The sequence below is a fragment of the Enterobacteriaceae endosymbiont of Plateumaris rustica genome, assembly GCF_012562965.1.
Lineage (GTDB): Bacteria > Pseudomonadota > Gammaproteobacteria > Enterobacterales > Enterobacteriaceae.
This window is the reverse complement of record NZ_CP046228.1, coordinates 321860-337045: the sequence shown is the minus strand read 5'-3', so window position 1 is coordinate 337045 and position 15186 is coordinate 321860. Positions and strand designations below refer to the sequence as shown.

Below are 15186 nucleotides of genomic sequence, written 5' to 3'. Positions count from 1 at the left end.
AGGAGTAAACAGCATGATAGATAATCTTATTATAACTATAAAATCTTTAGCTGTTGAAATTCAAATGTCAGTAAAAAATTTAATTCAAAAATTTTATAATATTGGTATTATTAAAACTGAAAATGATTCGGTAAATAAAAAAGAAAAAGAAAAACTTTTTATATATTTAAATAATATAGAAAATAATTTTATTAAAAAATTAATTTTACAAAAAAAAGTACACAGTATTTTAACTGTGCAAAATAATAAAAATCAAAATAAAACTATAAAAGTTGAAATACGAAAAAAAAAAATTAATTTAAAAAATAGTGATATATTACCTTATAGTAATAATATAAAAAATATTAATAAAAAAAAAGAAATTAAATTTATTAAAAATAATTTTAAAATAAAAAACAAACAACAAAAATTAAAAATTAATATACAAGAAAAAAATAATATAAATATTAAAAAAAATATTCAAAATAAAAAAAATATTATAATAAATAAGAAAATAGAAGAGAAATTAAAAATAAATAATAAAAAATATTCTTTTATAAAAAATTCTTATGATAAACAAAATTTAAATGAAAAAAAGATTAATTTAAATTTTCATATAAGAAAGAGTAAAATTATTCGTAAAAAAAAATATTATAAAAATAATAGAATAAATAAAGAAGATCAAAAAATTTATTCTAAAAATAAAAATAAAAATAATTTTCATGTTTTATATCAAAATTTTCATAAACCTATTAAAAATATAAATCGTGATGTTATTATTAATGAAACTATTAGTATAATAGAATTAGCTAATAAAATGGCAGTTAAAAGTTCTCAAATTGTAAAAATTATGATGAATATGGGAGAAGAAGTATTAAATATTAATCAATTTTTAGATCAAGAAACTGCACAGTTAATAGCAGAAGAAATGGGTCATAAAGTTATATTAAAAAATGAAAATGATTTAGAAATGTCATTAATTAATGATCGTAATAATTATGCTAATTTAATACCAATTTCTAGAGCTCCTATAGTTACTATTATGGGACATGTAGATCATGGAAAAACTTCTTTATTAGATTATATTCGTTCTAGTAAAATAGTTTCCAATGAAATTGGAGGTATAACACAAAATATAGGAGCATATCAAGTTAAATTAAAAAATAATAAAAAAATTACTTTTATTGATACTCCTGGACATTCTGCTTTTACTTTAATGAGATTAAGAGGGGTACAAATTACAGATATTATAGTTTTAGTAATAGCAGCTGATGATGGTGTTATGCCACAAACTATAGAAGCTATTCAACATGCTAAAGCAGCTCAAGTTCCAATAATTATTGCTATTAATAAAATAGATAAAACTACATCAAATATTGAAAATATTAAAAATCAATTAAGTAAACATAACATTATTTCTGAATCATGGGGTGGTAAAAATATATTTGTTAATATTTCCGCTATATTAGGAACAGGAATTAATAATTTATTAGATGCTATTTTATTACAATCAGAAATTTTAGAATTAAAAGCTATTAATAAAGGAATGGCAAAGGGAATAGTAATTGAATCTTATTTAGATAAAGGAAGAGGTCCTATAGCTAATATTTTAGTAAAAGAAGGAATTTTAAATAAAGGTGATGTTATATTATGTGGTTTTGAATATGGACGTATACGAGGATTACGTAATGAAAAAGGAATAGAAGTATTACAGGCTGGTCCTTCAACTCCTGTAGAAATTTTAGGTTTATCTGGTATTCCTTTAACTGGAGAAAGTTTAATAGTAGTACGTAATGAAAAAAAAGCTAAAGAAGTTGCTATATATCGAAAAAATAAACTACGTGAATTAAAAATATCTAATCAACAAAAAATATTTAAAAAAACTTTTTTAAAATTAGATAAAAATAAAATTTGTGAATTTAATATATTATTAAAAGGAAATTCACAAGGAACAATAGAAGTTATTAGAAATATATTAATAAACTTATCTAATGATAAAATAAATATAAAAATTATTAGTTCTGGTGTAGGATCAATTACTGAAACAGATGTTGCGTTAGCATTAGCGACATCAAATAATGTTATGATTATTGGTTTTAATGTAAAAGCTAATAATAGTGCTCTTAATATAATTAAAACAGAAAATGTAAATATAAGATATTTTTCTATAATTTATAATTTAATTGATGAAATACAAAAATCTATAAATAATATTTTATCTCCTGAATATAAATATAAATTATTAGGATTAGCAAAAGTAAGAAATATTTTTAAAATTACAAAAATTGGAGTTATTGCAGGGTGCACTGTATTAAAAGGAGTGATAAAACGTCATAATTCAATACGTTTACTAAGAAATAATAATATAATTCATGAAGGTGTATTAGAATCTTTAAAAAGATTTAAAGATAATGTAAATGAAGTTCGTAATGGAATGGAATGTGGTATTGGAATAAAACATTATAATGATATTTGTACAGGAGATAATATAGAAGTATATGAAAATATTGAAATTAAAAAAAATAATTATTAATATATTAATAAGGTAATAAATATAATGATAGAATATTTATATCGTCGGCAAAAAATTTCTAATGAATTAAAAAAACAAATATCTGATATTTTACAACAAAATATTTCTGATCCTCGTATAAATAAATTTATAACTGTTACCGATTTATTAATATCAAAAGATTTATCTTTTGCAAAGATATTTATAATGTTACCATATAAAGATGAAATTAATCATAATATAAAAAAAACACTTTATTATTTAAATAATATTACAGGATATATTAGATATATTTTAAAAAAAAAAATAATATTACGTAGTATACCAAAATTAATATTTCTTCCTGATTTTTCATTAGAAAAAGGAAGATACATTAATAATATTATTAATAATATTATTAATGTAAATATATAAAATTATTCAATATCTTAAAAAATAAAATATGAGGAAAATTATAAATAAACGTCATATTAATGGTTTATTATTATTAGATAAACCTATAGGATATACATCAAATAAAATTCTCCAATATATAAAATTTATATATAAAGCTAAAAAAGCTGGACATACAGGTACATTAGATCCATTAGCTAGTGGATTACTTCCTATATGTTTAGGAGAAACAACTAAATTCACAAGTTATTTAATTAATTCAGATAAAAAATATATTGTTACAGCACGTTTAGGTGAAAAAACAAATACTGCTGATAAATATGGTATAATTATAAAAAAAAAAAAAATAAATTTTTCTGAAAAAAAATTAAAAGATATTTTATCTTTATTTAAAGGTAAAATAAAACAAATTCCAACTATGTATTCTGCAATAAAATATAAAGGTATTCCTCTTTATAAATATGCTAGAGCAGGAATTAATTTATTTTTAAATAAAAGAGAAGTAACTATTTATAAGTTAAAATTACTTTATTTTAAAAATAATGAGATAAAATTAAAAATACATTGTTCTAAGGGAACTTATATTCGTACTATTATTGATGATTTAGGAGACAAATTAAATTGTGGTGCACATGTAATAAAATTACGTAGAATAAAAATATCTCATTTTTCTATTTTAAATAAAAATATTGTGACTATAGAAATATTAAATAACTTAATAAAAAATAGTAATAATATTTTACTTAATTTTTCATTATTAGATAAATTATTATTACCTACAGATTATATATTAAGTGATTTACCAAAATTACAATTATCTATTAATTTTATTAATAATCTTAAGTATGGTAAAAAAGTAAAAATAAATATTAATTTTATTACAAATAATATTTATCGTATTTATAATAAACATAATTTTTTAGGAATTTGTAAAATTGATAATAATTATATAGTAAAATATAAATTAATAAATTATAAAAATTAATTTAAATATTTTTTATTATTAATTTATAAATAATTTAACGGAGTTAAGTTATGTATTTAAATAAAGAAAATAAAACTAAAATTATTAAAAAATATGGAAATCATAATAATGATAAGGGATCTACAAAAATACAAATAGCTTTATTAACATTTAAAATTAATCATTTACAAAAACATTTTTTAATTCATAAAAAAGATCATCATAGTCGTCATGGATTATTAAATATGATTTCACATAGAAGAAAATTATTAAATTATTTTAAAAAAAAAAATTTAATTAAATATAACTTATTAATTGAAAATTTAGGTTTAAGAAGGTAAATAATTTTTAAAAACTATTAATATTTTTTTAAATTAAAATTTTATATCTATAACAAAAAATTATATCAAGGATATTTATTTTGTTAAATCCAATTACTCATAAATTTCAATATGGTGATCATATTGTAACTATTGAAACAGGAATTATAGCACGACAAGCTACATCAGCAGTTATGGTAAATATTGATGATACATCTGTATTTGTTACTATAATGGTAAATAAAAATTTAAAACTAGATCAAGATTTTTTTCCATTATCTGTAAATTACCAAGAAAGGTCATATGCTGCTGGACGTATTCCAGGTAATTTTTTTCGTAGAGAAGGAAGACAAAGTGAAGGAGAAATATTAATTTCTCGTTTAATTGATAGATCAATAAGACCTTTATTTATAAAAGGTTTTTTAAATGAAATTCAGATTACTGCAACTGTTATGTCTGTTAATCCATCTATTAATCCTGACATAGTAGCTATTATTGGTACTTCAGTTGTTTTATGTCTGTCTGGTATACCATTTAATGGACCTATTGCTTGTTCAAGAGTTGGATATATAAATAATCAATATATTTTAAATCCTACTATAGAAAATATAAAAAAAAGTCAATTAGATTTAATTATTAGTGGTACTAAAAATGAAATTGTGATGGTTGAAGCTCAAGCTAATTCATTAAATGAAGATCAAATACTAAATGCAATAGTATTTGGACATAATAAACAACAAGATTTGATAAATAATATTCAAAAATTCATAGATAAAAATAAAAAAAAGAATTTTGAATGGGAAGATATTAAAATTAATGACGAAATAAAAGAAAAGATTTTTTTTCTTTCTGAAAAATTTTTAAAAAATGCTTTTTCTATTAAAGAAAAACAAAATAGAATTAATGAAATTAATTCTATTAAATTAAGAGTAAGTACACTAATACAACAAGAATATAATAATATTTCTAATTATCAAATTAATGAAATTTTTTATGAATTAGAAAAAAATATTATTAAAAATAAATTATTTAATGATAATTTACGTATTGATGGTAGAGATCATAATATGATTCGAAATTTAGACATACGTATAGGAATATTACCTCGTACACATGGTTCTGCTTTATTTACAAGAGGAGAAACCCAATCTTTAGCTATTATAACTTTAGGAACAACGAGAGATGCCCAAATTTTAGATGATTTACTTGGAGATAGAACAAATAATTTTATTTTTCATTATAATTTTCCTTCTTATGCTGTAGGTGAAATTGGTATTTTAGGATCACCTAAAAGACGTGAAATTGGACATGGATATTTAGCTAAAAAAGCAATTATTCCTGTTATGCCTAATATAGAAGAATTTCCTTACACAACAAGAATTGTATCAGAAATAACTGAATCTAATGGATCATCTTCTATGGCATCAGTATGTGCTGCATCATTAGCAATGATGGATGCAGGAATTCCTATAAAAAATGCTGTTGCTGGTATATCTATGGGATTAATTAAAAATAATAATAATTTTATAATATTGTCTGATATATTAGGCGATGAAGATCATTTAGGAGATATGGATTTTAAAGTTGCTGGAACAAATAAAGGTATTACAGCATTACAGATGGATATTAAAATTAAGGGTATTACTTATGAAATCATTAAATTATCATTAATTAAAGCTAAAAAAGCAAGACTACATATTTTAGAAGTTATGAATAAAATAATTTCTATACCTAGAAAACATATATCAGAATTTGCTCCTAGAATACATACTATAAAAATTAATCCAGAAAAAATTAAAGATATGATAGGTAAAGGTGGTTCTGTAATTAGAGCTCTAACCGAAGAAACTGATACAATTATAGAAATTGAAGATACTGGTATTATAAAAATAGCTGCTAAAAATAATTCACAGATTAAATTCGCTATTCGACGTATAAAAGAAATTACTGCAGATATAGAAGTAGGTAAAGTTTATAATGGTAAAGTTATACGTATCGTAGATTTTGGTGCTTTTATTGCTATAGGTAATGGTAAAGAAGGATTAGTTCATATATCACAAATTACTAATAAACATGTAAATAAAGTTAGTGATTATTTAAAATTATTACAAAAAGTTTTTGTAAAAGTTATGGAAATTGATAAACAAGGACGTATAAGATTAAGTATAAAAGCAGCTATAGATCAAATATAATTTTTATGTTATTTAAATAATATTTCAAAATTATTTGAGTTTTAAATAAATTATATTTATATAAATATAATTTATTTGTTTATTTTTATAAAATATTTATTATTAAATAATAAATATTTTTAAATCAATAATAATTATGTGTAATTATTTAATTGTATATTTAATAATATTAAAATATTTGTGATTATGTTTAATAACATAATTACAAATTATATTTATTTTTTTTCTAATTTTATTATTTTCAATATAAAAACTATTGTTAATATATTAATTAATTATCATTTTTAAAATTTTAATAATTAATATAATTAATTTTAATAAATTTATTATTTTAATAATTTATATAATTTTTATTACTTATTAATTTTAAAATAATTATTATTTTATATTCTGATTTTTTTTTACATTATAAATTTAAGAGGCATGTGTATTACATGACTAATGTTGAAATTACTTTCGTAAAATTGGGTTTAAATAATTATCTTTTAAAAGCATTAAATATGATAGGATATTCTAAACCATCTCCTATACAAAAAAAATGTATTCCTCCTTTATTACTTAAAAAAGATGTATTAGGAATAGCACAAACTGGAAGTGGTAAAACAGCAGCTTTTTCTTTACCATTATTACATAATATTAATATATCTAATAGAAATACTCAAATTTTAATTTTAGCTCCTACTAGAGAGTTAGCAATGCAAGTTTCAAAAGAAATATCTTTATTTAGCAGATTTATGATTGGAGTTAATGTATTAGTATTATATGGAGGACAATCATATGGTATTCAATTAAAAGGATTAAGATTAGGACCACAAATAATTGTTGCTACTCCTGGACGTTTATTAGATCATATTAAAAGAGGTACTGTAAAATTATCAAATTTGAAAAGTTTAGTTTTAGATGAAGCAGACGAAATGTTAAGAATGGGTTTTATTGAAGATGTTGAAAATATAATATCTGTTATACCAAAAGGATATCAAATTGCATTGTTTTCTGCAACTATGCCAATACAAATTAAAAATATTACAAAAAAATTCATGAATAATCCTTATGAAGTTAGAATAGCATCAAATATTAATACTATACCAGATATTAATCAAAATTATTGGAATGTTTATGGAAGAAAAATAGATGCTCTTAAAAAATTTCTTGAAGTTGAAGATTTTGATGCAGCATTAATTTTTGTACGTACTAAACATGCAACTATTGAAGTTTCTGAAATGTTGAAACAATCTGGTTATAATAGTTCAGCTTTAAATGGAGATATGAATCAAAATATTAGAGAACAAACATTAGATAAATTTAAAAATGGTAGTTTAGATATTTTAATTGCTACTGATATTGCTGCAAGAGGATTAGATGTTAAAAGAATATCTTTAGTTATAAATTATGATATTCCAATAGATGTAGAATCTTATGTACATCGTATAGGAAGAACAGGACGTGCTGGTAGAACAGGTAAAACTTTAATGTTTGTAGAAAATAGAGAAAAAAGGTTTTTAAGAAATATTGAACGTAAAATAAAATTAAATATTACAGAAATATTTTTACCTAACTCTAAATTATTAACAGAAAAAAGAATAATAAAATTTGGAATAAAAATAAATAAACAACTTAAATCTAATGATTTAGAAAAATATAAAATAATTCTATCAAAATTACAATACAAAAATAATTTAGATCAAGAAAAATTATCAATAGCTTTACTAAAAATAGCTCAAGGTCTTAGACCTTTAATTTTACCTCCTGATCCTATTTTTAAACCAAAAAAAATATTTTATAAAAATTCAAAATTTATTAATATACATAATAAGACAAAAAAGAAAAATAATTTTTATAAAAAAAAATATAAAAATAAAGATATGGAATTATATACAATAAATATTGGTAAAAAAGATGGTGTTGAAATTCGTCATATTGTTGGAGCTATGATTAATGAAGGAGAAATTAATAGTCATTATATTGGTAATATAAAATTATTTTCTTTATATTCTACTATTGAATTATCTAAAATTTTAAATAAAAATTTTAAAAAAATAAGAATTTTAAATAAACTTATACATATAAAATTATTTAATAATTAAAATTATTATTTTTTTTAAATAATTTTTTTAAAAAATTTAATAAAGATTATATAATTTATTTATAATAAATAATTAAATTCGATTTTATATATTAAATGATTTATAAAAATTTATTAATCCATTAGTTGAACTATCATAATGAGTTATTTTTTGAGAATTATTTAAATTTGATACTAATATATTAGCCATTTTTTTTCCTAATTCAACTCCCCATTGATCAAAAGAAAAGATATTTAAAATAACACCTTGTATAAAAATTTTATGTTCATATAAAGCAATTAATGACCCTAAATTATGAGGTGTTATTTCTCTTAAAAAAATTGAATTACTTGGATGATTACCTGAACATAATTTATATATATTATTTTTTATATTATTATCATTTTTATTACCAAAAGCTAATGCTTGTGTTTGTGCTATATAATTAGATATTAATTTATTATGATGATTATTTAAATAATTATGAGTAAGTACTGGAGCTATAAAATCACATGGAATAAATTTTGTTCCTTGATGTAACATTTGAAAAAAAGAATGTTGACTATTAGTTCCTATATCTCCCCATATAATTGGACTAGTTTGATAATCTATTATTTCACCATTTCTATCTATAGATTTACCATTAGATTCCATATTTAATTGTTGTAAATATTTTGGAAAATATCTCATATAATAATCATAAAGTATTATTGCTTCAGTATCTGATTTCCAAAAATTATTATACCAAATGCTTATTAAAGACATAATTATAGGTATATTATATCTAATAGGATTATAAAAAAAATGATTATCCATTTTTTCTGCACCTTTCAATAATTCTTTAAAATTATTAAAACCAATAGATAATGATATAGGTAAACCTATAGACGACCATAAAGAAAAACGTCCACCTATCCAATCCCATAATGGTAATATATTTTCTTTATTTATTCCAAATTTTTGGGCAGAATTAATATTAGCAGTTACAGCAATAAAATGTTTTGATATATTATCATTAAAATTTATATTAGAAGTATTTTCTATAAACCATTCCTTTACACTTTTTGCATTAGAAATAGTTTCTTGAGTTGTAAAAGTTTTAGAAGAAATAATAAATAAACTATTTTCTGGTTTAATTTTTTTTAATACATCTACTAATTGATTACTATCAATATTTGATATAAAATATAAATTTAAATGATTTTTATAAGATTTTAATGCTTCTGTAACCATTAATGGACCTAAATCTGAACCTCCAATTCCTATATTTATAATATTTTTTATATCATCATTTTTATATCCTTTCCATTTTCCTGAAATTATATCATTAGAAATTTGTTTTATTTTTTTTAAATTATTAATTATATTATTATATATATTTTCATTATTTAAAAAAGTACTTGTACTATATTGATTTCGTAATGCAGTATGTAAAACAGGTTTTTTTTCTGTAATATTAATAATTTTACCATAAAACATAGAATTAATAGCATTACTATAATCAATTTCTTTAGCCAAATTAATTAAGTTTGTAATCGTTTTTTCATTAATTATATTCTTTGAAAAATCAAAAAGAATTTCATTTTCAAAATTAATAGAAAATTTAGAGAATCTTTCTTTATCTTTTTTAAATAAATCAGTAATTGTTATTTCTTTCATTTCTTGAAAGTGTTCTGCTAATATTTTCCAAGAAATAGTTTTTGTAGGATTTATATTTTTCATAAAGAATATTATTTTTTTTATTTTTTTTATGTTAATAATTAATTATTATTAATATTTAATTTTATTGATAAAAAATATTTATATTTAAAATAAATATTTTTATAAAAATATATTAATAATAAATTTATCTTTTTTTTTAAATACTATATATTTTAACATATCTTATATATTTTTAAAATTTTAATTTGAATAAAATGATATTATAATATGATTTTAAATTACTCTATTATTCCTATAATAAATAATTTTTACCAAAAAATAAATAGAACAATTGTTACAATTCATGGATTATTTGGTAATATATATAGTTTACATTATATTGCTAAAATTTTAAATAAAAAATTAAAATATAAAGTTGTTGAAATTGATGTAAGAAATCATGGTTTATCTCCTAAAAATGATAATATGGATTATGTAATGATGGCTCAAGATATTTTAGATACACTTAAATATCTTAATATTAAAAATGATATTATTATTATTGGACATTCAATGGGTGGTAAAATTGCTATGACTATGACTAAATTAATTCCTAATATTATAAAAAAAATTATTATTCTTGATATAGCTCCTGTTAATTATTATTTTAAAAATCAAAATATTTTTTTTGTTTTAAATAAAATTAATGAATTAAAAATATTTACTAAAAAAAAAGTTTTTGAAATAATGAGTTTATATATAAATAAAAAACATATAATAAAATATTTTTTAAATTCTTTTATTAATAGTCAATGGCAATTTAATTTGCCTATATTGAATAATGAATATAATAAAATATTAAAATGGGAAATAGTACCTTCATGGTTTGGAGAATCATTATTTTTAAAAGGAGAAAAATCTTTTTATATTAATCATATTTATTATAAAAATTTATTTAATCAATTTCCATTAGCAAGAATATACAATATTCCTGCTGGTCATTTTTTACATATTGAAAAAACTAATATAGTTATAAATACAATATTTAATTTTTGTTTAAAATAAAAAATTTTTAGGATTATAATTAACATGTCTAAAATAGGTATTTTTTTTGGTAGTGACACAGGAAATACAGAAAATGTTGCATTAAATATTCAAAAAGAATTAGGTAATAATATTTCTAAAATTTTTGATATTTCTAAAAGTAATAAACAAGATATAGAAAATTTTTCAATACTTTTATTTGGAATATCAACTTGGTATTATGGTGAAGCTCAATGTGATTGGGATGACTTTTTTCCTACTCTAACAAAAATTAATTTTAAAAATAAAACTGTAGCTTTATTTGGATGTGGTGATCAAGAAGATTATGGAGATTATTTTTGTGATGCAATTAGTTTACTTTATAAAATTGTAAAAAAAAATAAAGCAACAATAATAGGATATTGGCCTACTTCAGGTTATTATTTTGAATCTACTAAAAGTTTAAAAAATAAAAATTATTTTTTAGGATTAACTATAGATGAAGATAGACAATCTCATTTAACTTCTTTACGTATTAAACAGTGGGTTAAACAAATATCTAAAAAATTTTAATTTTTAATTTTTTATAAAAAAATCAATTATATTTAGATAATATAATTGATTTTTTAAAATTTTAATATATTTTAAAAATTTTTTTTTAATGATGTTATTTGATTGAAAAATAAATTTTTTTTGTTAGAATCTTTTTTATCTAAACAAAAATAACCTTCTCTTTCAAATTGAAAAAATTTATTTTCTTTTTTCTTTAAAATATTATTTTCAATAAAACCATTATATATTAATAAAGATTTTTTATTTATAAAAGTATTAATATAATTAATATTGATATTATCAATATTTTTTTTTATAAATAAATTATTATATATACGAAAAATAGCTGGTATAGAATAAGAAACTGATAACCAATGAATAACTCCTTTTACATTTCTATTTTTATTTAATTTTTTTCCTAATGTATTAGCATCATAAGTACAATAAATACAAATAATTTTTCCTTTATTATCTTTTAATATTTTATGTGCTTTAATTACAAAAGCATATCTTAAACGTATTTCTTGTTTTAAAGTAAATTTTTTACTATTTTTTATATCTTTTTCAATAAAATCTAATTTATTTATATATATTTCTTTAGTAAAAAAAATTTCTCTTGAACCCATCATATTATTATTAGGATGATTAGGTGCAATAATTTTAATTTTTTTTTCTTTTATAGGAAAATTTATAATAATTATTTTTAAAGGTTTAAGTACAGCCATTATTCTATGAGCACTTTTATTTAATTCATCTCTAATACATGATTCAAGCAATGCTCTTTCTATTATATTATTTTGTTTTGTAACTCCAATACGATAACAAAATTCTTTTAATGATGAAGCAGTATAACCTCTTCTTCGCAATCCTGAAATAGTTAACATTCTAGGATCATTCCAACCATTGACAATTTTATTATTTACTAATAAACTCATTTTTCTTTTAGATAAAATAGAATATTCTATATTTAATCTAGAAAATTCATATTGTTTAGGATGATGATTAATATTAATATTATTGATAATCCAATTATATAATAATCTATTATCTTGAAATTCTAATGTACATAGTGAATGTGTAATTCCTTCAATAGCATCTGCAATACAATGAGCAAAATCATACATAGGATATATACACCATTTATTTCCTGTTTGATGATGTTTAATAAATTTAATTCTATATAAAACTGGATCTCGTAAGATAATAGTTTTAGATTTCATATCTATTTTTGCTCTTAAAGATGCACTACCTTCAGGAAATTTACCTAATTTCATTTTTTTGAATAATTTTAAATTTTCTTGTATACTTCTATTTCGATATGGACTATTTTTTCCTGGTATTAATAAAGTTCCTCTATAATTACGAATTTCTTCTATAGTTAATTCATCAACATATGCAAGACCTTTATTAATTAATTCTATAGCATACTTATATAATTGATCAAAATAATCTGACGAATATTTAATATTATTTGACCATTTAAATCCTAACCAAATTAAATCTTTTTTTATAGATTCTATATATTCAAGGTTTTCTTTAATAGGATTAGTATCATCGATTCTTAAATTACATTTACCATTAAAATTTTTTGCTATTGTAAAATTAAGACATATAGATTTAATATGTCCTATATGCAAGTATCCATTAGGTTCTGGTGGAAATCTTGTACATATGAAACTATATTTTTTATTTTTTAAATCATTATTAATAATTTGATAAATGAAATTATTTTGATAATTATTATTTTTTTTATACATTGAATTATATACCATTTTTTTTATAATTAATAAAAAATATTCATTTTAAGTAATAAAATAGTTGACGTTCTAATTTTATATTTACATAATATATCTATATAAAAAATCTTAGCTACGTAGCTCAGATGGTTAGAGCACAGCACTCATAACGCTGAGGTCATGGGTTCAATTCCCATCGTAGCTATAAATTTAGCGGAAGTGGCGGAATTGGAAGACGCACCAGATTTAGGTTCTGGCATTATTATAAATATACGAGTTCAAATCTCGTCTTCCGCAAAATTTTTATAGCTTATATATTTTTTTTGGGGTATAGCCAAGAGGTTAAGGCACCGGTTTTTGATACCGGCATCCCTGGTTCAAATCCAGGTACCCCAGTAATTATTTTTGAATAATATTTATAATAATATATTGTATATATAATATTTTTAAAAACTTTTATGTCAAATAATAAATTATATATTAAAACTTGGGGCTGTCAAATGAATGAATATGATTCATCTAAGATAGCTGATTTAATGGAAAAAGAATTAAATTGTAAAATTATTCAATCCGTAGAAAATGCTAATATTATTATATTAAATACGTGTTCTATTAGAGAAAAAGCACAAGAAAAATTATTTCATCAATTAGGTAGATGGAAAAATTTAAAAAAATCTAATCCTAATATAATTATATGTGTAGGAGGATGTGTTGCAGTACAAGAAGGTAAAAGGATATTAAATAGAGCTCATTATGTAGATATTATTTTTGGACCACAAACTTTACATAGAATTCCTGTAATGATTAATAAAATTCGTAAATTTAAAAAATATTTAATTGATATTAGTTTTCCAAAAATAGAAAAATTTAATTATTTTCCATTAGCAAAAACAAAAAAAATTAGTGAATTTATTTCGATAATAGAAGGTTGTAATAAATATTGTACATATTGTATTGTACCACATACAAGAGGAAAAGAAATTAGTAGACCTTATGAAAATATTATTGAAGAAATAAAAAATTTGTCTAATCAAGGAGTTAAAGAAATTCATTTATTAGGACAAAATGTTAATGCTTATAAATATATAGATTTAAAAGGTAATATTTGTAATTTTACAAATTTATTAAAAAAAATTGCAAAAATTAAAAATATTAAACGAATTAGATTTACTACTAGTCATCCACAAAATTTTTCTGATGAATTAATTCAAATATATAAAAAAATACCTCAATTAGTTAATTTTGTCCATTTACCAGTACAAAGTGGTTCTGATAAAATTTTATCTTTAATGAAACGAAGATATAATATTATTGAATATAAAAATATTATAAAAAAATTAAGAATAATTAGACCTAATATTCAAATTAGTTCAGATTTTATTATAGGTTTTCCTGGAGAAACACAAGATGATTTTTATAAAACTATTTCGTTAATATTAAATATTAATTTTGACATGAGTTTTAGTTTTATATATTCTCCTAGACCAGGAACTCCTGCAAGTAAATTAAATAATAATATTAGTGAATATGAAAAAAAACAAAGATTATATATCTTGCAATATTATATTAATCAACAAACTAAAAAAATTAGTCAAAAAATGTTAAATACTATACAAAGTGTTTTAGTAGAAGGAATATCACCTCAAAATAAACAACTTTTTTTTGGAAGAACAGAAAATAATAGAGTAGTTTTTTTTCAAAATAAAAATAACTATATTGGACAATTAGTTAATATAAAAATTACTACTTCTTATTTATATTCATTATATGGTCAATTTATTTCTATAAATAATAATTTATATTAATTTTTA

Annotated in this window: 11 protein-coding genes and 3 tRNA genes; 12 read left to right on the top strand and 2 right to left on the bottom strand. The window is 19.8% G+C overall.

Translation table 11 applies throughout. The annotated features are described in order from the left end of the window. Nucleotides 1–13 precede the first annotated feature (13 nt). The 6 genes from infB to GJT82_RS01615 all read left to right on the top strand — a co-directional run bounded on the left by infB (nucleotide 14) and on the right by GJT82_RS01615 (nucleotide 8444). A complete protein-coding gene (gene infB, locus GJT82_RS01640) occupies nucleotides 14–2512 on the top strand; it encodes a translation initiation factor IF-2 (protein WP_168819670.1) in 2499 nt (832 codons plus the stop codon). Nucleotides 2513–2536: 24 nt separating this feature from the next. After that, nucleotides 2537–2905 (top strand): 30S ribosome-binding factor RbfA, encoded by a 369-nt coding sequence (rbfA, locus tag GJT82_RS01635; protein WP_168819668.1) that lies wholly within the window; start codon nucleotides 2537–2539, stop codon nucleotides 2903–2905. Nucleotides 2906–2933: 28 nt separating this feature from the next. Continuing rightward, nucleotides 2934–3869, top strand: coding sequence for a tRNA pseudouridine(55) synthase TruB (gene truB / locus GJT82_RS01630; RefSeq protein ID WP_168819666.1), 936 nt, complete (start codon nucleotides 2934–2936; stop codon nucleotides 3867–3869). A 50-nt stretch (nucleotides 3870–3919) separates the two neighbouring features. Then, a complete protein-coding gene (gene rpsO, locus GJT82_RS01625) occupies nucleotides 3920–4189 on the top strand; it encodes a 30S ribosomal protein S15 (protein ID WP_168819663.1) in 270 nt (89 codons plus the stop codon). An 80-nt stretch (nucleotides 4190–4269) separates the two neighbouring features. Next, nucleotides 4270–6360 carry a polyribonucleotide nucleotidyltransferase gene (gene pnp / locus GJT82_RS01620; RefSeq protein ID WP_168819654.1) on the top strand — a complete coding sequence of 697 codons (2091 nt, stop codon included), beginning with the start codon at nucleotides 4270–4272 and terminating at the stop codon, nucleotides 6358–6360. Nucleotides 6361–6794: 434 nt separating this feature from the next. Further along, complete coding sequence (locus GJT82_RS01615; protein ID WP_168819652.1) at nucleotides 6795–8444, top strand: DEAD/DEAH box helicase; 1650 nt, start codon at nucleotides 6795–6797, stop codon at nucleotides 8442–8444. Nucleotides 8445–8528: 84 nt separating this feature from the next. On the opposite strand, the gene pgi is transcribed toward GJT82_RS01615, so the two are convergent. Continuing rightward, nucleotides 8529–10145 (bottom strand): glucose-6-phosphate isomerase, encoded by a 1617-nt coding sequence (gene pgi / locus GJT82_RS01610; RefSeq protein ID WP_168819649.1) that lies wholly within the window; start codon nucleotides 10143–10145, stop codon nucleotides 8529–8531. A gap of 207 nt (nucleotides 10146–10352) precedes the next feature. On the opposite strand from pgi, the gene GJT82_RS01605 reads away from it, so the two are divergent. Together GJT82_RS01605 and fldA are read left to right on the top strand one after the other, a co-directional pair. Next, nucleotides 10353–11129, top strand: coding sequence for an alpha/beta fold hydrolase (locus GJT82_RS01605; RefSeq protein ID WP_168819647.1), 777 nt, complete (start codon nucleotides 10353–10355; stop codon nucleotides 11127–11129). 24 nt (nucleotides 11130–11153) lie between these two features. Then, nucleotides 11154–11660 (top strand): flavodoxin FldA, encoded by a 507-nt coding sequence (gene fldA, locus GJT82_RS01600; protein ID WP_168819645.1) that lies wholly within the window; start codon nucleotides 11154–11156, stop codon nucleotides 11658–11660. A 71-nt stretch (nucleotides 11661–11731) separates the two neighbouring features. Here fldA and glnS read toward each other — a convergent pair whose 3' ends face one another. Further along, the gene (gene glnS / locus GJT82_RS01595) at nucleotides 11732–13396 is read right to left on the bottom strand and encodes a glutamine--tRNA ligase (protein WP_168819642.1); all 1665 of its coding nucleotides are present in this window, start codon (nucleotides 13394–13396) and stop codon (nucleotides 11732–11734) included. 110 nt (nucleotides 13397–13506) lie between these two features. On the opposite strand from glnS, the gene GJT82_RS01590 reads away from it, so the two are divergent. From GJT82_RS01590 to miaB, 4 genes are all read left to right on the top strand, one after another. Continuing rightward, a tRNA-Met gene (locus tag GJT82_RS01590) sits at nucleotides 13507–13580 on the top strand. An 8-nt stretch (nucleotides 13581–13588) separates the two neighbouring features. Beyond that, nucleotides 13589–13672 (top strand) — tRNA-Leu (locus GJT82_RS01585). A 27-nt stretch (nucleotides 13673–13699) separates the two neighbouring features. Further along, a tRNA-Gln gene (locus tag GJT82_RS01580) sits at nucleotides 13700–13771 on the top strand. Nucleotides 13772–13833: 62 nt separating this feature from the next. Continuing rightward, nucleotides 13834–15180 carry a tRNA (N6-isopentenyl adenosine(37)-C2)-methylthiotransferase MiaB gene (gene miaB / locus GJT82_RS01575; protein WP_168819640.1) on the top strand — a complete coding sequence of 449 codons (1347 nt, stop codon included), beginning with the start codon at nucleotides 13834–13836 and terminating at the stop codon, nucleotides 15178–15180. Nucleotides 15181–15186 lie beyond the last annotated feature (6 nt).

Coding starts and splice junctions, on each gene's coding strand:
- infB (WP_168819670.1), top strand. CDS start 14: ATGATAGATAATCTTATTATAACTATAAAATCTTTAGCTGTTGAAATT.
- rbfA (WP_168819668.1), top strand. CDS start 2,537: ATGATAGAATATTTATATCGTCGGCAAAAAATTTCTAATGAATTAAAA.
- truB (WP_168819666.1), top strand. CDS start 2,934: ATGAGGAAAATTATAAATAAACGTCATATTAATGGTTTATTATTATTA.
- rpsO (WP_168819663.1), top strand. CDS start 3,920: ATGTATTTAAATAAAGAAAATAAAACTAAAATTATTAAAAAATATGGA.
- GJT82_RS01615 (WP_168819652.1), top strand. CDS start 6,795: ATGACTAATGTTGAAATTACTTTCGTAAAATTGGGTTTAAATAATTAT.
- pgi (WP_168819649.1), bottom strand. CDS start 10,145: ATGAAAAATATAAATCCTACAAAAACTATTTCTTGGAAAATATTAGCA.
- GJT82_RS01605 (WP_168819647.1), top strand. CDS start 10,353: ATGATTTTAAATTACTCTATTATTCCTATAATAAATAATTTTTACCAA.
- fldA (WP_168819645.1), top strand. CDS start 11,154: ATGTCTAAAATAGGTATTTTTTTTGGTAGTGACACAGGAAATACAGAA.
- glnS (WP_168819642.1), bottom strand. CDS start 13,396: ATGTATAAAAAAAATAATAATTATCAAAATAATTTCATTTATCAAATT.
- miaB (WP_168819640.1), top strand. CDS start 13,834: ATGTCAAATAATAAATTATATATTAAAACTTGGGGCTGTCAAATGAAT.